Below are 19,245 nucleotides of genomic sequence, written 5' to 3'. Positions count from 1 at the left end.
GGCTTTCGCGTGTCAGGGACCATTCACGCCTTTCCCCGCCGGCCGGCAGACGGGCGGGCAGGCAGGCGAAGACGAAGGCGGATGCGGGAGGGATGCGGGAGGCTGGGCAGCCGGCGGAGGGAGCGGCCGGGCGGCCGCCCCGTTCAGTCGGCCGTTGAATCGACCGTTCAGTCGACCCTCTGCGTGGGCGGCAGGCCCTTGCCGTCGCCCAGCGCGTTGAGCAGCGATGCGCCGTCCTTGCCGCTGAGGAACTTGCCGATCAGGTCCTGCACGATGGGGCTCTTGCCCGCCACGCCTTCCACGGCCTTGCCCACGGACAGCGCCTTGGCGAAGTTGTCGAAGAAAGCGCCCTCGCCCCCCACGATGTCGATGTTGGCCTTGCTGAGCGCGGCCGACAGCACCTCGGACTGGTCCTTGGCCACGCTCTTGTTGGCTTCGATGGCGGCCAGCGCCTGCTCGAAGTTCTTCTCCAGCTGCATGCGGAACTCCTCATGCGAGCGCGCCTGGTCGGACAGCGAGGCCAGCGCGGTGAACTTTTCGGTCAGGCCCTTGGCCTCGGCGAAGAGCTTGTCGCGCAGCACATCGGCCTCGGACGTGCCCACGTCGCGGGTGACCAAGGCCTTGGTCGCGCCCACCTGGGCCTCGCCGCGCGCCTGGGCCAGCAGGCGCTCTTCCAGCACCTTGGCATCGGCCAGGCCCTGCTTTTCGTTGGCGTCGGCCGTGGCCTCGATGACGCGCGCCTCGGCCAGGCCCTTTTCCTGCTGGCCCTTGGCCTCGGCCATCATCTTCTCGGCGATCACCCTGGCCTGCGCCAGGCCTTCCTTTTCCAGGGCGGCGGCCGTGACTTCGCGCACCTTGGCATCGGCCAGGCCGGGCGCGGCGCGCTCGACCTCGATGGCCTCGGCCAGCTTCTTCTTGGCCTCGGCGGTCTTGCTGGCCGCTTCCAGCTCGGCCTGGGCCATGGTCGTGACTTCCACGGCCTTGTGGCGCGAGGCGGCCTCTTCGGCCTCCGCCTTCTTGACCTGGCGCACCAGGTCTTCCTCGGCCTGGGCCTGGGCAGTCAGCACGGTGACCTGCTTCATGCGCTCGGCCTCGGAGACCACGCGCACTTCCTTGATGCGTTCCTCTTCCTGGGCCACGGACTTTTCCACCACCACGCGCTCGCGCACCACGTTGGCGATGTTGGCCTTCTCGACCTCGATGGCCTTTTCCTTCTCGATGCGCTGCAGCTCCACCTCGCGCTGGCGGGCCACGATCTCCAGCTCCCTGGCGCGCGTGACCTTCTCGACCTCGATCACCACCGCACGCTCACGGTTTTGCTGGGCCACAGCCACTTCGCGCTGGCGATTTTCCTCGCGGATGTCCAGCTGCTCCTGGGTCTGGATGCGGGCCTGCTCGGCCTTCAGGCGCTCTTCTTCCTGCACCTTCTGGGTCTCGGCCTGCTCGCGCGCCTGGATGGTGGCGATCTCGCGCTTTTGGCGGGCCTCGGCGTCGGCCTGCTGGCGCTCCAGCGCCAGCATGGCTTCCTTGGTCTCCACGTTCTTCTTGGTGATGGCCAGGTCGGAGTTGCGCTCGAGCTCGTTGGTGACGATGTTCTGGTTGGCCGTCAGCTCGGTGATCTTGCGGATGCCTTCGGCATCCAGGATGTTGTTGGGGTCCAGCGAGGACTTGGGAGTCTGCTCCAGATAGTCGATGGCCACGTCCTCCAGCACATAGCCGTTGAGGTCGTTGCCGATGACATGGATGATCTGGTCGCGGAAATCCTGGCGGTTCTCGAACAGCTTCACGAACTCGATCTGCTTGCCCACGGTCTTGAGCGCCTCGGAGAACTTGGCGTTGAACAGGTCGTTGACGGCCGTCTTGTCCGAGGCCCGGTCCACGCCGATGGCCTTGGCCACCTTGAGCACGTCCTCGGCCGTTTCATTGACCCGCAGGTAGAAGGCCACGGTGATGTCGGCGCGCATGTTGTCGCGGCAGATCAGGCCTTCCTTGCCGCGCCGGTCGATCTCCAGCGTCAGCAGCGAGATCTGCATGAATTCCTTCTTGTGGATCACCGGCAGCACCAGGCCGCCCGTGAACTTGACCTTGGGCTGCGAGGTGGTGTCGTTGATGATCAGTGCCGTGCCCTGCGGGACCTTGATGTAGAAGGCCTTGACCAGGGCGAACAGCCCGAGGATGACGACGAAGACGGAACCGATCACCACCCCGGCGACGATGTACCACTCCATGTTGCTCATGTTCATGCGAATCTCCCCTGTGAATTGCTATCTGTGAAAACGCTGAAAAACGCAAAGGCCGCGCCCGCCGCACGGGCGCCCGGGCCAATGGGAATCAATGGGAACGAATAGGAAGGAATTCCTGGAAATTCCTGGAGCTAGCGCGGCAGCTCGGTGCCGTCGAACTCGGCCTTGCTGACCACGCGCCAGGCGTTGTGCTCGGGCAGGTGCTCGATGAGCACGATCTCGGTGCCCCGGCCCAGTGCGCGCTCGGGCGAGCGCATCTGCACGTTCAGGCCGGCGCCGCCGTCCTCCACGCTGCCGTAGCCCTGCGTGCCGTCCACCACGGCGCTGCGCACCAGGCCGGTGCGGCCCAGCAGCACCTTGGGCTCCTCTGCAGGCGCCACCTTGTTGACGATGCCCCGCAGCGGGCGCAGCACCAGCACCGTGGCGGCAAAGCCCAGCACGGCAGCCGCCACGGCCACCAAGGTGCCGGTCAGCAGGTTCACCAGGGTCCAGCCCTGGGGCATGGGCACGAAATGGCACAGCACATAGGAAGCCAGCCAGGACAGCAGGAACAGCGCGGTGAGGATGACCGTGAGCGGAATGCCGCCCAGGCCCACCTTGAGCAGCAGCCCGGCCAGCGCGCTGGCCGAGTGCTCCACGCCGTGCGCATGGTCGCTGCCGTCGAACAGCACCCAGTGGTCCAGCGAGTCCACCTCCAGCAGGCCCAGCATGGCGATCAGCCAGTACAGCAGCATGAACAGCAGCAAGGCGCCGAAGATGAAGGTCGGAAAGCCGAACGCGTATTGCAGGAATGCAGACATGTTTTATCTCCTCCCTTCAAACCCGGCAGCCAGGACGGCGGGCACGACGCGGCCTGCCCGGACCACGGCCGCGCATCAAGCGCTTTTTCCGCCAGCGGCTGCGCGCTGCGCCTTCAGGCGTTCCAGCACCGATTGCGCATTGCCCGCCTGGGGCGTGATGCCGGCGGCACGCAGCTTGGCATCCAGCGCGTCTTCGCTGTTGTCGCGCGCCAGCTCGGCCGCGCTTTCCATGCGCGCACCGCGCTCGGCCTGCTTTTGCTTGATGCGTTCCAGCGAATCCAGCGCGCTTTGCACGCGCGTCTGCGATCCTGCATAGCGGCCGGCCACCGTGGCCTGGGCGCGCTGCACGCTTTCCGTGGCCTTGACGGTGTCGGCCTGCTGCTTGAGACGCTTGATATGCGTCTGCGCCGTCTGTATGGCCACGCGCAGCTGCTCCACGCTTTGTGTGTAGGCGTCCAGCTGGGATTGCTCCTCGTCGCGCTGCGTCTCCAGCACGGAGACCTTGCCGGCCACTTCCAGCGCCAGCGCCTCGTCACTGGTGTCCAGCGCCTTGACGGCATAGCCCTCGTACTCGGCAATGCGTTCCTGGGTCTGCTTGAGCTTGCCGGCCGCCAGCTTTTGCTTGGCCATGATGTCGGCCAGCGCTTCCTTGGACTTGTTCAGGTCGCTGTCGGCATCGCGGATTTCCTGGTCCAGGATGCGCAGGGCCTGGCTGTCGGTCACCGCCTCGCCGGCCTCGTGCGCTGCGCCGCGCAACGCGGTCACCAGCTTGTTCCAGATGGTCATGATGATCTCCTTGGGGCTCAGTGTCTTCAACGGGCAGGCTTCAGGCCTGCACTGGCGCGGGCACCGGCGCAGGGGTCAGATAGTGAGCCAGCGCCTCGGTGGCCTGGATGACGCTGTCGGCCAGGGTGAGGATTTCGGCAATGATGTCGCCCTCGCTGCTGCTGGCATGCAGGGCGGCGAACATCACATAGCCCTCGCCGCCATGGGCCTGGGGTTCCAGCGCCATGGTGGTGAAGGGAAACAGCTTTTGCAGGCGCAGCATCTGCTCGTTGAGGCCGGCGCGGTCGTGCACCTGATCGGCAGGCCAGAGAAAGGCCTCCACCACCAGCTGGTCGCCCGACAGGGCCACGTGGACCGGCAGATCGCCGAATTCGGGCAGGCTGATGAGCAGACTGGCGTCCGCGCCTTCAAGCACCTCGATATGGAGCCGGCCGCCCTGCACCAGCGTTGATTGCTGCAGGTCGCCCGCCAAGGCGTGAATATCCCGATATGCCTGTCTGCTGTTGTCCATGCTGCCCTCCTTATGGATGAGAACCATTGAATCCGGTTGCAAGCCGGACACGCGCATTTGCTTTTCCAATTGCTGCAATGCAGCACCGTACTCTGGAAGAATCCAGACCTCCTTTTTCACCAGCCCCTGCTCGCGCAGCCGTTGCCGGTGCAGACGCTGGTAGTGGGCTGATGTCTTTTGTTCCATGCGGATACGATAGCGACCATTACATGTGATGTCTACATGTAATGAAGATCAATTTGTAAACGGATATGTAAAAGGAGTGCCGCAATGGAAGGCATTGCAGACGCACTGACCATGCCTTTGCGTTGCTGCAAATGCCCGTTCATTATTCATTTTTTCTACTGAAAATCATTTATCGACAATTTTTCCTATCACCCACAGAAGAGCTCCTGCACAGGGGGCGACCGCTGCCGCGAAAGGCTGCCGAGGCACTGCACAATGGCCGCTGTCGCAGGCAGACCCGGCCCTTGGCTGCCCGGCGCACGCTACGGAAACCTCTGCATGCCCGCCTTTCGGCTCTCACTTCGCACGGCAGTCACGGCCCCCTTCATTGCGGTGTTTGTGGTCACGGCCGGGCTATTGGCGGCTTGGCAGCAGCGCCAGGTGGACCAGCTCATCAATCGCGAAAGTCTGCGGCTGCTCGACTCCCTGTCCACCACCACGCGCCACCAATTGGCCGACTATCTGGAGACTCCGCTGCGCGTGCAGCAGGCCCTGGCCGAGACCGTGGCCCGGCAGGCGCTTTACACCCCCGGAGACCTGCGGCCCATCTATGGCTATCTGACACGCTCATTCACCGAGCTCTATGCCCAGCACCACCAGATCAGCCTGTTGAGCTTTGGAGGCGTGCAAGGCGAATACACGGGGGTGCGGCTGGAGCCCGATGGCCACTACCGCCTGATTCTTCAGGACCGCAGCACCCAGGGAACCTTGCAGATTTTCGAGGGACTGCAGCCGGGCCCGCCCATGTCCAGCCTTGCCGGCTACGACCCCCGCGTGCGTCCCTGGTACCAGCCCGCCATTCGCGAAGACGGCCCGCACTGGTCGCCCATCTACACGGTGACGGGGGACCGGGGTGATGCCACGATTTCCGCAGCCACTGCGGTGCGTGTGTCCGGCCAGTTGGCCGGCGTGCTGGCCGCCGATGTGCGGCTGAGCAGCATGAACCGCTTTCTGCGCGACGAGCCCCTGCGCGGCAATGGCCATATCGCCGTGGTCGATGCGCAGGGCTACATGGTGGCGCACTCCTCCGAGCTGTCGGTGCTGAAACGCCGCGAAGGCCCCTACGACCCGCCCGTGCGCCTGCGCCTGTCCGAAAGCCCCGACCTGGCGCTGCGCTCGCTGGCAGCCCGGCTTCCCGAGCACCTGCCCGGGCATGCGCGCGAGGGCTCGACGCCAGCCCGGACAGGCCCTGACCGTGTCATCAACCTGAGCTTCACGGAGCAGGGCCAGATCTACCACGGGCAGGTCACCCCCTTCCACGATGTGCGCGGCATCGACTGGCGGATCCTGGTGCTGCAGCCCGAGTCCGATCTGGTCAGCAGCATGCGGGAGGACAGCCGCCATACCCTTTTCCTGGCTGTCGGCCTGGCCTTGCTGGGGCTGGCGCTGGGCCTGTGGTGCCTGCGCAGGGCGCTGCGCCCCCTGGCCGTGACGGCCGACGCGGCCAACCGCCTGGCCCAGGGTGACTGGAGCGCGGTGAAGGCGCTGCCGGACACGTCCGTGGTGGAAACCTCGTCCCTGGTCTCGGCATTCCACAACATGGCGCAGCGGCTGCAGGAATCCTTCGAGCACATGCGCACCCTGCTGCAGTACGACAGCCTGACGCAGCTGCTCACGCGCGCCGGCCTGATCGAGCAGGCCGATGCGGCGGCAGCCGCCAACACGCCCTGCCCTGCCGCGCTGTGCCTGCTGGAGCTGCAGAATTTCCGCAGCGTCCGCGACGATGTGGGCCATGGCACGGGCGAGCAGTTGCTGCGGGCCGTGGCCGAGCGGCTGCGCAACCACCATCTGCAGTTTCCTGCCCTGCTGGCGCGCACGGCCAGCAACGAGTTCGCCATGCTGTGGCTGCATGACTGCACGCCGCAGCAGATGCAGGACAAATGCCGCCATCTGCTGGAGATCTTCGACCAGCCATTTTCCGTGGGCAAGGACGACATCGTGCTGCGCGCCTGCGCGGGCGCCGTCAGCGGCGAGCTGCTGCCGGGCGCGCTGCCCGAGTGGCTGCGCAACGCCAGCATTGCGCTGGGTGAGGCGCAGCGCAATGCTGGCGCAGCGCAGCCCTTTGTGCTGTTCGAGCCAGGCCTGGCGCAGAAAATGCTGGGCCGCACCCAATTGGCCATGGAATTGCGCCAGGCGCTGGAGCGCAACGAACTGCGCGTTTTCTACCAGCCCGTGGTGGATCTGGCCACGGGCCGCATGGTGGGTGCCGAGGCCCTGGTGCGCTGGGAAAGCCCGACGCGCGGCAGGGTGCCGCCGGGCGTGTTCATCCCGGTGGCCGAGGAGTCGGACCTGATCCTGAGCGTCGGCGAATGGGTGCTGCGCACGGCGGCGCACGATATTGCCCTGCACCTTGCGCACCTGCCGGCCGACTTCGAGCTGCACGTCAACATGTCGGCGCGCGAGCTGATCCAGTCCGACTTCGCCTGCACGCTGGAGCAGGCGCTGGCCACCAGCGGCCTGCCCGCCCGGGTGCTGACCCTGGAGCTGACGGAGTCCATGCTGCTGGACGACAGCGACGCCACGCTGCAGCGCATTGCCGCCATTCGCGCGCTGGGCGTGAAGATCGCCATCGACGACTTCGGCACCGGCTACTCGTCCCTGGCCTACCTGAGCCGCCTGCGCTTTGACTGCATCAAGATCGACCAGAGCTTTGTGGGCCAGTTGCCGGCTTCCGAGTCCGACAAGGCCATCGTGACCGCCGTGCTGCGCATTGCCCAGGGCTTTGGCGTCAAGGTGGTCGCCGAAGGTGTGGAAGAACAGGCCCAGGCGCAGCTGCTGCACGAGCTCGGCTGCGAGCATGCGCAGGGCTATCTGTTCGAGCGGCCCGTGCCGCTGGCGCAGATGCTGGACTACCGCGCCCCCTGGCGCGAGTGAACAGGTACAGTCAGCAGCCCGCAGACTGTCGGCTTTGGCTGACGCGCACCGCTTGCATGATCCGGTGCACCGGCAGGTGCCATCCACGGAACAATCGGCGCCTGTTCCAGCCCGCTTCCTTCCATGACGCCCTCATCTTGCGACAACCAGCCGCCCAGGCTTGATCCCGCCGGCCCCATCCACCTGATCGTGCCGCTGCGCCCCGGCGCCGACCTGGAGCAGCTGCGCGCCCGCCTGACCGGCGTGCCGGCGCTGCAGCAGCGCAGCGTGCATTGGCATGTGCCGGGCGCAAGGGCCGACATCGTGCAGTTGGCCGCCAGCGCCGTGGACAGTGCCCGCAGGGACGGCGGCCTGGTCGTGGCCGCCGGCGGTGACGGCACCATCAATGCCGTGGCCTCGGCTGCCTGGTCGCGTGGCGTGCCCATGGGCGTGGTACCGCTGGGCACCTTCAACTACTTCGCCCGCGAGCAGGCGCTGTCACTGGAGCCGGCCCAGGCCGTGCAGGACATTCTCCTGGCGCTGCAGGCCGGCCAGATGCGGGCCGTGAACGTGGGCCTGGTCAACGAACGGCTTTTCCTGGTGAACGCCAGCCTGGGCCTGTACCCCCGCCTGCTAGACGAACGCGAACGCGCGTCCACCCGTTTCGGCCGCACCCGGCTGGTGGCCATAGCCGCCTCCATCTGGAGCATCCTGCGCGGCGGCAGCGTGCGCCGCTGGCGCGTGGCCCTGCGCCCCGACCGTGATGCGCCGTTGCAGCAGCAGGAGCACCTGGCCACCACCCTGTTCGTCGGCAACAACCCGCTGCAGCTGGAGCGCGTGGGGATTGACGAGGCCCGCGCCGTGGCCGATGGCCGTCATCTGGCCGCCGTGCTGCTGCTGCCCCAGGCCAGCGAGGCCCCGGCGCGCGTGGTCTGGAATGCGGTAATGGGACGGCTGGCCCAGGACGATGCCGTCGCCAGCCTGGCCTGTACCGAGCTGGTGGCGGAGCCTGCAGGACGGCGTCCTCGCCGCATGAAGGTAGCCTTCGATGGCGAACGCGAATGGATGGCGCCGCCCATCCGCTTTCGCCTGGGCGAGAAGCCGCTGTGGCTGGTGGTGCCTGCCCCGGCAGAGCCCGCCTCCTCCTGACCGCCGAATGAGGAACAAGGAGCGCCCATGGCCTTGCTCATGCATTTGTCGGACCTGCATTTCGGCGCCCACGATCAGGCCGTGTGCGCCGCCGTGGCGAGACTGGCGGCCCGGCTGCCGGTAACGCTGCTGGTGGTCTCCGGCGACCTGACCCAGCGCGCCACGGCCGCGCAATTTGCCCAGGCGCGGGAGTTTCTCGACAGCCTTTCCGTGCCCCGGCGACTGGTGGTGCCCGGCAACCACGATCTGCCGCTGCTCGCCTGGTGGGAACGGCTGGGTGGCCACGCCCACGACCGCTATGTGCGCTGGATCGATTCCGAACTGCAGCCCTGGTGCGCCGTGCCAGGCTTTTGCGTGATCGGCGTGGACACCACACGCTGGTGGCGCCACCAGCGCGGAAGCCTGTCGGCCGGGCAGATCCTGCACGTGGCGCAGCGCCTGGAGCAGGCCAGCCCCGCCGACTGGCGCATCGTCGTCAGCCACCACCCGCTGGCTGCGGCCCACGAAGAGGACCGCAGCCACCGTCCTCACCGCGCCGCGCAGGCACTGGCCCGCTGGCGCGATGCCGGAGCGCAACTGGTGCTCTCGGGCCATGGGCATGACCCCGGCCTGGTCCAGCCCCTGCCCGGGCTGTGGGCAGCGCAGGCGGGCACCGCGGTCTCGGTGCGGCTGCGCGCCCATGCGCCCAACAGCCTGTTCACCCTGGAGCATCGGGATGGCGCCACAGGCCAGGACTGGCGCCGGCAGCTCACGCGCTGGGACTATTCGCGGCAGGCCGGTGAATTCCTGCCCGTGCAAAGGCATGTGCTGGATCCCCTGCCCACTGCCCGGACTTGAGATCGCACAGGCCGTTCGTGGGACTTGCCTTTGTATTGCACAATCCATCGCCTGGCACGCACAGAAGGCAACCGTCGACCAAGTTTGCATGCTGTCCTACGTGATGGAGGGCGGCGGGTGTGGATGATCAGCCCTCGTCCATGCTGCCTTTTTGATAGCAGCATGACGCACTGCAACAAAGAGATATGCGAATCCTGTACGTTGAAGACAATGCCGACCTGCGAGAAACCATTGGCCTGCTGATGGAGAGCGAATCCCGTTTCGTGACCAGTTGCGCCACTGCCGAACAGGCCCTGGAACTGGATGCGGGCCAGCCTTTCGACGTGGTGGTCTCCGATGTCAGTCTGCCGGGCCTGTCCGGCACCGATCTGGCGCGGCAGCTGCTGCAGGCCGATGCGCAGCGCTGGATCATCCTGTGCTCCGGCTACGACCTGGGGCCCTACCCGGCCGCCTGGGGTCCCCAGGTGCGGACCTTGCTCAAGCCCTTCGAGATCGAGGACCTGGAAACGCTGCTGGACTCCATACAGGAAGCGCTGCACACCAGGCCCGTCCACTGAGCCCATTTTCCCGAGACCGGCCTGCCGGTCCATCGGCTCCCGCCGTCACAGCACGGCCTTGGAGCCTCCCGCTGCCATCTCGCGCGGCAACTCCACCCTGAAGCTGGTCACGCCATCGGCGGAGTGCACATCGATGCGCCCGTTGTGCGAACGCACGATCTGGTGCGCGATGAAAAGCCCCAGGCCCAGGCCCTGGTGCTGGCCCGGCTTGCGCTCTCCTCCGCGAAACGGGTTGAACAGGGTAGGCATCAGCTCCGCAGGAATGGTGCCGCCGTTGCGCACCGTGATGACCACGCAATGGTCCTGCCTGCCATCGGCCGTCACCTGCACAGGCTGCGCCGGATCGCCATGGTGCATGGCGTTGCCCACCAGATTGGTGAGCACCTGGCACAGGCGTTCGCCATCCCAGGTGCCATCGAGATTGCCCAGCATTTCGCTGTCCAGGCGCCGCTGCGGAAAACCTGTCTCCACTTCCTGCAGCGTGCGCTGCAGCAGCACTTGCAAGCTGGTAGGCCGCGGTGACAGCGGCAGGCCTTCCGCCTGGCGGATGCGGGTGACGTCCAGCAGGTCCTCGATCATGCGCGACATGCGCTGGCTGCTGCTGAGCATGCGCTCGGCCATGCTGGCCACCTTGCCCGTATCGGGCTGGCGCGTGAGCAACGTGGCGGCGGCCTTGATGGATTGCAGCGGCGTGCGCAGGTCGTGGCTGAGCACGGCCATGAACATCTCGTTGATGCGCAGCGCCTCGGTGCGTTCCTGCAGTTGATGGGCCAGTGCCTGCTTGCGCTGGTGCAGCTCGAAGAACACATTGGCCTTGGTGGTCAGCATGTGGGGATCGATGGGCTTGTACAGGAAGTCCACGGCGCCGCTCTCATAGCCACGGAACTGCCAGTTGTGCTCGCGCGAGCCGGCCGTCATGAAGATGAGCGGGATATGGCGCGTGCGCTCGCTGCCGCGGATCAGCTCGGCCAGCTCGAAACCGTTCATCTCGGGCATCTGCACATCCAGCAGGGCCAGGGCCACGTCGCTGTGGTTGAGCAGCAGCTCCAGCGCCTCGGGGCCGGACTGGGCCTTGAGGAATTCGATGCCGTCGCGTTGCAGCAGCGCCTCGATGGCGATCAGGTTCTCGGCGATGTCATCGACGATCAAGCATTTGACGCGATCTGTATGGGGCATGGATTCTCTCTCGGTATTTAGTCTTGTGGGGGCGTGCCGGCTGGACATTCAAAGCCTTCCCTGGCGGTGCAGCGATGCAATGAGGAAGGCAATGCCTTCGGGCGCCAGCGCCTGGGCCTGCGGCACGCGGGCCAGCGCCGCCAGCGGCATGGTGGGCATGCGGGCGCCTTCGGGCGCCTGCACCACGGCCAGGCCACCGGCGGCGTGCACGCTGGCCATGCCCTGCGCGCCGTCGTCATTGGCGCCGGACAGCAGCACCGCCAGCAGCCGCTCGCCATAGCAATCCGCAGCGGACTCGAACAGCACGTCGATGGAGGGCCGCGAAAAATGCCAGGGCGCATCCAGCGACAGCGCCAGCCGGGGGCCGCTGTCCACCAGCAGGTGATAGTCGGCCGGGGCGAAGTACAGGCACCCAGGCTCGATCCATTGCTGGTCCTGCACCTCGCGCACCGGCACGGCGCAGCGCGGGCCGAAGAGCTGGGCCAGCAGGCTGCGGCGATCGCGCGGCAGGTGCAGCACCACCAGCACCGAGGCGCGCAGGCTGGCCGGCAGCGCGGGCAGCACCACCGATAGCGCATCGAGCGCGCCGGCCGAGCCGCCGATCACGATGGCCTCGTAGGCTGTGGCGGCGTCGGAGGCGGGTGTGTTCGTGGTCACGGGCATCACAGCCCGGCCTTCTTGCGGTAGATGCGGTCCTCGAGCACGAAGTCCTCGAAGGCCTCCGAATGCCCTGAAAACCGCAGCGACTCCTTGGAGCCCAGCCCCAGGAATCCGCGATGGCACAGCGCATCGCGGAACAGGCCCAGCGCCCGGTCCTGCAGCTCGCGCTCGAAATAGATCAGCACGTTGCGGCAGGACACCAGGTGCATTTCGGCGAACACGCTGTCGGTGGCCAGGCTGTGGTCGGAGAACACCATGTGCTCGCGCAGCCCCTTGTCGAAGACCACGCGGCCGTAGCGCGCCGTGTAGTAGTGCGACAGCGAGCTGTGCCCGCCCGAGCGCGCATGGTTGTCGGTGAAGGCCGCCACGCGCGACATGTCGAAAACGCCCTGCTCGGCCGCGCGCAGCGCATGCGGATTGATGTCGGTGGCATAGATCAGGGTGCGGTCCAGCAGGCCCTCCTCCTCCAGCAGGATGGCCAGCGAATACACCTCCTCGCCCGCGCTGCAGCCGGCCACCCAGACCTTGAGCGAGGGATAGGTGCGCAGCAGCGGCACCACCTCGGTGCGCAGCGCCCGGAAATAGCTCGGGTCGCGGAACATGTCGCTGACCTGGACCGTGAGGTATTCCAGCAGCGCCGGGAACACGCTTGCATCATGCAATACGCGGTCCTGCAGCTGCGACAGCGTCTGGCAGCCGAACTGCACCAGGGCCGTCTGCAGGCGCCGCTTGAGCGAGGCCTGGGCATAGCCCCGGAAGTCGTAGTGGTAGCGGTGGTAGATGGCGTCGATCAGCAGGCGCTGCTCGATGTCGGCGGTGCGGGCTTTTTTCATCGCCGGGCCGCCCCAAGATGAAAAGCGGCCCCCTCGGGGGGCAGCGGACCTTGCGCAGCAAGGGGAGCGTGGGGGTCATTCTTCATCGCCGGGCCGCCCCAAGATGAAAAGCAGCCCCCTCGGGGGGCAGCGGACCTTGCGCAGCAAGGGGAGCGTGGGGGCTATTTTTCAGCTGAGGCATCGCGTCCTCCTTGCTACTTGGGCATCCACACCCGCACCAGCGACAGCAGCTTTTCCACGTCCAGCGGTTTGGCGATGTAGTCGTTGGCACCAGCGGCCAGGCATTTCTCCTGGTCGTCCTTCATGGCCTTGGCGGTCAGGGCGATGATGGGCAGGCGGCGCCATTGCGGCCGGTTGCGGATCTCGCGCATGGCGGTGTAGCCATCCATCTCGGGCATCATGATGTCCATCAGCACCAAGTCGATACCGGCCTGCGCCGCGCCGCGAGACTCCAGCGCCTCCAGCGCCTCGCGCCCGTTGCGCGCGATCTCCACGCGGATGCCCGTGGGCTCCAGGATGCTGGACAGCGCAAACACGTTGCGCACATCGTCTTCCACCACCAGCACCGTGCGCCCTTCCAGCGCAGACTCGCGGCTGCGCGCGACCTGCAGCATCTGGCGGTGCTCGGCCGACAGCTCCGACTCCACCTGGTGCAGGAACAGCGTGACCTCGTCGAGCAGGCGCTCGGGCGAGCGCGCGTCCTTGATGATGATGGACTTGGAAAAGCGCCGCAGCTGCTGCTCTTCATCGCGCGACAGCGCCCGGCCCGTGTAGACGATGACAGGCGGGAAGGAAACATCGTCCTGGTCCGTCATGCGCTGCAGCAGCTCGTAGCCGCTGATGTCAGGCAGGTTCAGGTCCATCACCATGCAGTCGAATGTGGAGCCGCGCAGATGATCCAGCGCGGCCGCCGCCGTGCCCGCGCAGACGATGTCCACATCGCTGCGGCTGAGCAGGTGGCGCACGCTCTCGCGCTGGCGCTCGTCATCCTCCACCACCAGCACGCGGCGCAGGTCCTGGGTGAACTTGGCCTCCAGCCGCTGCAGGGCGTGGACCAGTTCCTCGCGCTTGACGGGCTTGAGCGCGTAGCCGACGGCACCCCGCCCCATGGCTTCCTGCGAATAGTCCGCGACCGAGACCACGTGCACGGGAATGTGGCGCGTGGCCGGGTTGCGCTTGAGCTGGTCCAGCACGCCCAGGCCCGAGAAATCGGGCAGGTTGATATCGAGCACGATGGCGTTGGGCTGATTGTCGGCCGCCATGGACAGGCCGTCGGACGCCGTATTGGCCACGTCGCACTCGAAATCCATCTCGCGTGCCAGCTCCGACAGGATGTCCGCGAAGCGCAGGTCATCCTCGATCACGAGGATGCGGCGCCCGCTCTGACCCCTCTTGCGCAGGGCGTCCGTTGCCGCCGACGCGGCAGGTGCCATGGCAGGCGACATGGGCGGCGCGAACGCAGGTGCGGCGGGCGCAACGTTGGCCGTTGCGAGCACGGGCACGGACGACGCTGCCAAGGCCTCTCGCAGCCCCTGCGGCTGAGGCTGCGGTGCGGCAGTCGGGGCCGTGGCCGGGCCGGACTCGGCCGACTCCAGGCTCACGGGCACGGTCAGTGTGAAAACGCTGCCCTGGCCAGGCGTGCTGGAGACGGTCAGCGTGCCGCCCAGCAGCCCCGCCAGATCACGCGATATCGACAGGCCCAGGCCCGTGCCGCCGAACTTGCGGTGCGTGCTGCCATCGGCCTGGCGGAAGGCATCGAAGATGAATTGCTGCTGCTGCTCGGCAATGCCGATGCCGGTATCGCGCACCGCGAAAGACAGCATGCCCTGGGGCGCGCAGGACACCTGCAGGCCCACCGAGCCCTTGGCTGTGAACTTGAGCGCGTTGGACAACAGGTTCTTGAGCACCTGGGCCAGCCGCATGGGATCGGTCTGCATGGTGGCGGGCACGCCCGGGTCCACGGTCCAGGACAGCTCCAGGCCCTTTTCGCGGGCAATCGGGCGCAGCGGCTCCATCAGCGTCTGCAGCGCCGTGGCAATGGTCACGGGCTCGGCGACCACGGTGACCTGGCCGGCCTCGATCTTGGACAGGTCCAGGATGTCGTTGATCAGCGCCAGCAGGTCGCTGCCTGCGGCGTGGATGGTCTGCGCGTACTTGATCTGCTCGGCCTGCAGATTGCCCGGCCTGTTGTCGGCCAGCAGCTTGGCCAGGATCAGGGTGGAGTTCAGCGGCGTGCGCAGTTCGTGGCTCATATTGGCCAGGAACTCGCTCTTGTACTGGCTGGCCAGCTCCAGCTCGCGGGCCTTGTCGGTCAGCGCGCCCTGGGCGCGCAGCAACTGCTCGCGCTGGTACTCCAGCTGCTGGGTCTGCTCTTCCAGGTGGGCATTGGTCTGCTCCAGCTCGGTCTGCTGGTGCTCCATCTGGGTCTGCGACTCCTGCAGGATGCGGCTTTGCTGCTCCAGCTCCTCGTTGCTCACGCGCAGCTCTTCCTGCTGGGCTTGCAGCTCTTCCGACTGGCGGCGCGTTTCCTCCAGCAAGGTCTCCAGGCGCGAACGGTCCAGGCCCGAGCGAATGGCCACGGCCAGCGATTCGGAGGCGCGCTCCAGCAGGCTGCGCTCGGCTTCGCCCACGGGGCGCAGAAAGCCCAGTTCGATCACGGCGAACACTTCGCCGTTTTCCATGGCGGGCACCAGCATCAGCTGCAAGGGGCTGGACTGGCCGGTGCCCGAGGAAATCTGCAAATGCTGGGCAGGCACATCGCTGACATGCAGCAGCTTGCGCGACGCGGCCGCCTGGCCCGCCAGCCCCTCGCCGGGCAGCAGCTTTTGCTGCAGTCGCTCGCGCGGCAGGGCATAGCCGCCGAACAGGCGCAACCCGCCATCGGCGCAGTCCACCACATAGCCGGCGCCCACATCGGCACGCAAATAGCTGGCCAGGTACTCCAGCGCCTTCTGGCCCAGGTCTTCCAGCCGGTGGTCTCCCTGCAACTGCTGCCCCAGGCCGGAAAGACCGGACGTCACCCACGACTGGCGCGCCTTGACGCGGTACTCGCGCACCGTCAGCGCGGCCGATGCCAGGATCAGGCCCAGCAGGATGAGGGAGCCGCCCCAGGAATAGTAGGTCGAGGTGGTGGATGCCTCCACCCACAGCTGGCGACGCTGGGCCAGCTCCCGTGTCTGGTGCGTGTAGAGGTCGTCGATCAGCTCGCGCAGCCGGTCCATGGCGTTCTTGCCCACGTCCAGACGCACCAGGGCCATGGCGGCGTCCAGATCGCCGGACTTGCGCAGGTCTATGGTCTCCTGCAGCTCGCGCAGCTTCTGGGCCGATATCTCCTCGATCTGCGCCAGCAGCCGGTGCTGGTCGGAGTCATTGGAAGTGCGCGCCTTGAGCGCCTCCAGCTGCTGCATCAGCACATCGCGTGCCTGCTGGTAGGGCTGCAGGTAGGCCGGGTCGCCCGTGAGCAGAAAACCGCGCTGCCCGGTCTCAGCGTCCTTGAGCGAAGCATTGAGCTGGCTGAGCTGGCGCATGGCCAGTGTCGTGCGGTCCATGGCCACCACGGCCTGGCCTCGCGTCTCAGACGCCCTGAAATTGACGAAGGCAATGACCAGGGTGGCCAGTGCCGCCGCGCCAAAGCCGGCAACAAGTGTCCATGGAATGGCAAAGCGCTGGGTGCTCTGATTGCGGGAGGATCGTGGCATGCAGTGGAGTTTCTGGCAGGAAGGGACGGGGAAATCCGCCAAGGACTGTAAACGTTTTGCGCAGCCCTCGGCAGCACTGTGGCGCAGCTTGCGCTGGTTTCGGCGACGCGCGACGCCCGCAGGCGCCATTGCAGCCGTTAACATGGCCCGATACTTTCCTTCCGACACCCCGCTGCGGGCGTCGGCCCACTTTCCAGGACCCATTGCATGAAAACCTTTGCCATCACCGTCGCATCGCTGGCCGCTGCCGCTTCGCTGGTGTCCACCAGCGCCAGCGCTGCGGCTTCGATCTTCCTCAACGACACCATCGCCGCGCGCATTCCCGCCAGGGACCTGCCCGATGCCAAGGCCACCGTGGCCAAGGTGCTCAACGAGGCCGCCGACGGCTCCGTGACCGAATGGACCAGCGGCCCGAACCGTACCAACCAGCGCGTGACGATGGCCTTGCAGCCGCAGCAGACCGTGCAGACCGGGACGGCCGGAAGCTGCCGCCTGCTGTCGGCCGATGTGCGCCTGAAAAAGACCTTGGAAAACTGGCGCTTCTGGTTCTGCAAGCAGTCCGACGGATCGTGGAAGGCCAGCGGCAGCCAGCCCTGAGCAAGGATTGCGGTGGTCGGCGACCGGGAATCCGGCATGGACCTACGCCACCAGCCCTGGGCGCGTGGGAGCATGTCGGCGGGAAGATAGACCACCGGAGAACAACCATGCCCCATGAATTTGTGCATGCCACGACACTTGCCAGACGGCTGGCCCTGGCCGTCGCCGCAAGCTCTTTGCTGACGCTGGCCGCCTGCTCGGGCGAGACCTCGTCGCAGCGCGCGGGATTTCCCATGGCCGAAGTGCCGCGCTTCAACCAGCCGCCACCGGACAAGCCCCTGCTGGGCCAGCCCGTGATCACGGCCGAGCAGGTCATGCCCCATGCCAAGGGCGACCCGCATGAGCCGTTGCCGGCTGCCGCGCCGCTGCCCGCCCGGGCGTCTGAACCGGCAAGCGGGTCAGGTGCCACCAACAAGGAAGATGCAGGCGGCGTGAATCCGGCCGCCGGCCAGGCCGCCGCCATCACCGACGGCCAGGGAGAGGGCTCCAAGTACGAGCTGGGCGCCCCCAAGTAACCTGGCCGGGCTCAGAACGAGGTCCAGTCCCCATCGTCCTTGCCAGTGGCAGGCACGGACTGCCGGGAGGCCGGCAGCTTGGCGGCTGCAGGCTTGGCGGCGGGTGCGGCCGGGGACGCAGCAGCCGCAGGCGCGGCCAGCGGCCTGGCAGGAGCGCGCATCTGCGCTGCCGCAGGCTGTGCACGCCCGGCAGGGGCCGGGGCTGGCACCGCCGGACGAGCGGACGCCGCGCCCTCGATACGGAATACGCTCACTGCAGCGGCCAGCTGGTGCACCTGGGATTTGAGCGAACCGGTTGCAGCGGCCGCCTCTTCGACCAGCGCCGCATTCTGCTGTGTCACCGTGTCCATCTGGGAAATCGCCTGGTGCACCTGGTTGATGCCGCTGCTTTGCTCCTGGCTGGCGGCGGTGATCTCGGCCACCAGGTCGCTGACCTGTTGCACGCTTTGCACGATGCCGTCCATGGTGCGTCCGGCCTCGGCCACCTGACGCGTGCCCGCCTCCACCTTGGAGACCGAGTCGGCAATCAGGTCCTTGATGTCCTTGGCCGCCGAGGCGCTGCGCTGCGCCAGCGCGCGCACCTCACCGGCCACCACGGCAAAGCCGCGGCCCTGCTCGCCGGCGCGCGCCGCTTCCACGGCGGCGTTCAGCGCCAGGATGTTGGTCTGGAAGGCAATGGAGTCGATCACGCCGATGATGTCGGCAATCTTGCGGCTGGACTCGCTGATGCCGCCCATGGTGTCCACCACGCCCGCCACCACCTTGCCGCCCTGCACGGCTGTCTGCGACGCCGAAGCGGCCAGCTGATTGGCCTGGCGCGCGTTCTCTGCGTTCTGCTTGACCGTGCTGGTCAGCTCCTCCATGGCAGCGGCCGTCTGCTCCAGCGAGCTGGCCTGCTGCTCGGTGCGCGAGGACAGGTCCTGGTTGCCCGCGTCGATCTCGCCCGAAGCCGTGGCAATGCTGTCGGCACCCGAGCGCACCTGCCCCACGACCTGGGCCAGGTTGTCGTTCATCTGGCGCAGCGCCTGCAGCAACTGGCCCGTTTCATCGCGCGAATCGACGGTGATGCGGCTGGTCAGGTCGTTGTTGGCCACGGTGCGCGCCACGCGCAGGGCCTCGGCCAGCGGCCTGGTGATGCCGCGCGTGATCCACCAGGCGGCCAGCGCGCCCAGCACAAAGGCCAGCGAGACCACCGTGATGATGGCGGCTCGACTGGCCGAGAAGCGCACCAGCACATCGGCGGCGGAGCTGTCGATGGCCGCGCGCTGCATGTCCAGCAGGCGCTGGACCATGTCGATATAGCGCTGCGTGGCGGGCTGGTATTGCTGGGTGAACAGGCGCTCGGCGTCTTCGGCGCGGCCCTCGGCCTTGGCCTTGGTCACCACGTCGCGGCCCGCCAGATAGCCGGCGCGCGCCTTCTTGATCTCGACCCAGATGTCCTTTTCCTCCTGGGTCTGCAGCAGCGGCTCGATGCGGTCCTGCAGCTTGCTGGACTGGCGCGAGGACTCGGCTGCGTCTTCGGCGAAGAAGGTGGCCAGCGAGGGATCGCTGCTCTTGGCAATGGCCGTGGTGCGGCGCGAACCCGAGTGGATGTTGCGGAACCAGTCGCTGATCATCCGCTCCTTGGCCAGGGCCACCTCGGTGATTTCCGTGGTCGAGCGGGCCATGTGCCCCATGCTGACGATGCTGGTGACACTGATGAGCAGCATGATCAGCAAAAGAATGGTGAAACCGCCTCCGAGACGAAGGCCTATGCGCAGATTTTTCATGATGGGGAAACAGGATGCGGGACGGAAACGCGGCAA

The 19,245-nt window shown here is 67.0% G+C and carries 15 protein-coding genes; 6 read left to right on the top strand and 9 right to left on the bottom strand.

Annotation, left to right across the window (positions count from 1 at the left end; all coding sequences use genetic code 11):
* Positions 1 to 167: 167 nt before the first annotated feature.
* The 4 genes from PO605_RS27235 to PO605_RS27220 all read right to left on the bottom strand — a co-directional run bounded on the left by PO605_RS27235 (position 168) and on the right by PO605_RS27220 (position 4,340).
* The gene (locus PO605_RS27235; RefSeq protein ID WP_047470273.1) at positions 168 to 2,243 is read right to left on the bottom strand and encodes a hypothetical protein; all 2,076 of its coding nucleotides are present in this window, start codon (positions 2,241 to 2,243) and stop codon (positions 168 to 170) included.
* A gap of 131 nt (positions 2,244 to 2,374) precedes the next feature.
* Positions 2,375 to 3,043 carry a hypothetical protein gene (locus PO605_RS27230; protein WP_016446961.1) on the bottom strand — a complete coding sequence of 223 codons (669 nt, stop codon included), beginning with the start codon at positions 3,041 to 3,043 and terminating at the stop codon, positions 2,375 to 2,377.
* A 75-nt stretch (positions 3,044 to 3,118) separates the two neighbouring features.
* On the bottom strand, positions 3,119 to 3,829 hold the full coding sequence (locus PO605_RS27225) for a PspA/IM30 family protein (RefSeq protein WP_047470329.1): 711 nt from the start codon (positions 3,827 to 3,829) through the stop codon (positions 3,119 to 3,121).
* 40 nt (positions 3,830 to 3,869) lie between these two features.
* A complete protein-coding gene (locus PO605_RS27220) occupies positions 3,870 to 4,340 on the bottom strand; it encodes a YjfI family protein (protein ID WP_223275219.1) in 471 nt (156 codons plus the stop codon).
* A gap of 504 nt (positions 4,341 to 4,844) precedes the next feature.
* Between PO605_RS27220 and PO605_RS27215 the strand changes: the two genes are divergently transcribed.
* The 4 genes from PO605_RS27215 (at position 4,845) to PO605_RS27200 (ending at position 9,961) form a co-directional block, all read left to right on the top strand.
* Entirely contained in the window at positions 4,845 to 7,439 is a 2,595-nt protein-coding gene (locus PO605_RS27215; RefSeq protein WP_442874762.1) for a bifunctional diguanylate cyclase/phosphodiesterase, read from the top strand.
* Between the two features lie 123 nt (positions 7,440 to 7,562).
* Positions 7,563 to 8,567: a diacylglycerol/lipid kinase family protein gene (locus tag PO605_RS27210; protein WP_047328080.1), complete on the top strand. Its 1,005-nt coding sequence runs from the start codon at positions 7,563 to 7,565 to the stop codon at positions 8,565 to 8,567.
* A 27-nt stretch (positions 8,568 to 8,594) separates the two neighbouring features.
* Positions 8,595 to 9,404: a metallophosphoesterase family protein gene (locus tag PO605_RS27205; RefSeq protein ID WP_016453389.1), complete on the top strand. Its 810-nt coding sequence runs from the start codon at positions 8,595 to 8,597 to the stop codon at positions 9,402 to 9,404.
* A 185-nt stretch (positions 9,405 to 9,589) separates the two neighbouring features.
* Positions 9,590 to 9,961 (top strand): response regulator, encoded by a 372-nt coding sequence (locus PO605_RS27200; RefSeq protein WP_016446967.1) that lies wholly within the window; start codon positions 9,590 to 9,592, stop codon positions 9,959 to 9,961.
* 45 nt (positions 9,962 to 10,006) lie between these two features.
* On the opposite strand, the gene PO605_RS27195 is transcribed toward PO605_RS27200, so the two are convergent.
* The 4 genes from PO605_RS27195 to PO605_RS27180 form a co-directional block, all read right to left on the bottom strand.
* Positions 10,007 to 11,137 (bottom strand): hybrid sensor histidine kinase/response regulator, encoded by a 1,131-nt coding sequence (locus PO605_RS27195; RefSeq protein ID WP_047471420.1) that lies wholly within the window; start codon positions 11,135 to 11,137, stop codon positions 10,007 to 10,009.
* A 48-nt stretch (positions 11,138 to 11,185) separates the two neighbouring features.
* Positions 11,186 to 11,800: a chemotaxis protein CheB gene (locus PO605_RS27190; RefSeq protein WP_272207190.1), complete on the bottom strand. Its 615-nt coding sequence runs from the start codon at positions 11,798 to 11,800 to the stop codon at positions 11,186 to 11,188.
* The gene (locus PO605_RS27185; RefSeq protein WP_016446970.1) at positions 11,800 to 12,630 is read right to left on the bottom strand and encodes a CheR family methyltransferase; all 831 of its coding nucleotides are present in this window, start codon (positions 12,628 to 12,630) and stop codon (positions 11,800 to 11,802) included. The genes PO605_RS27190 and PO605_RS27185 overlap by 1 nt, the downstream gene beginning before the upstream one ends.
* 194 nt (positions 12,631 to 12,824) lie before the next feature.
* Entirely contained in the window at positions 12,825 to 16,328 is a 3,504-nt protein-coding gene (locus PO605_RS27180) for a response regulator (protein ID WP_272207189.1), read from the bottom strand.
* A 207-nt stretch (positions 16,329 to 16,535) separates the two neighbouring features.
* On the opposite strand from PO605_RS27180, the gene PO605_RS27175 reads away from it, so the two are divergent.
* Together PO605_RS27175 and PO605_RS27170 are read left to right on the top strand one after the other, a co-directional pair.
* Positions 16,536 to 16,925, top strand: coding sequence for a hypothetical protein (locus PO605_RS27175; RefSeq protein ID WP_047472468.1), 390 nt, complete (start codon positions 16,536 to 16,538; stop codon positions 16,923 to 16,925).
* Between the two features lie 107 nt (positions 16,926 to 17,032).
* A complete protein-coding gene (locus PO605_RS27170; RefSeq protein WP_046241555.1) occupies positions 17,033 to 17,440 on the top strand; it encodes a hypothetical protein in 408 nt (135 codons plus the stop codon).
* Positions 17,441 to 17,451: 11 nt separating this feature from the next.
* Here the strand turns inward: PO605_RS27170 and PO605_RS27165 are convergent, their stop codons facing one another.
* Positions 17,452 to 19,209: a methyl-accepting chemotaxis protein gene (locus PO605_RS27165; RefSeq protein ID WP_272207188.1), complete on the bottom strand. Its 1,758-nt coding sequence runs from the start codon at positions 19,207 to 19,209 to the stop codon at positions 17,452 to 17,454.
* Between the last annotated feature and the right edge of the window lie 36 nt (positions 19,210 to 19,245).

Source organism: Delftia sp. DT-2, from assembly GCF_028401915.1.
In the GTDB taxonomy this organism is placed as follows: domain Bacteria; phylum Pseudomonadota; class Gammaproteobacteria; order Burkholderiales; family Burkholderiaceae_C; genus Comamonas; species Comamonas tsuruhatensis.
The sequence above is the reverse complement of the archived record's forward strand: the minus strand, read 5'-3'. Positions and strand labels throughout refer to the sequence as shown.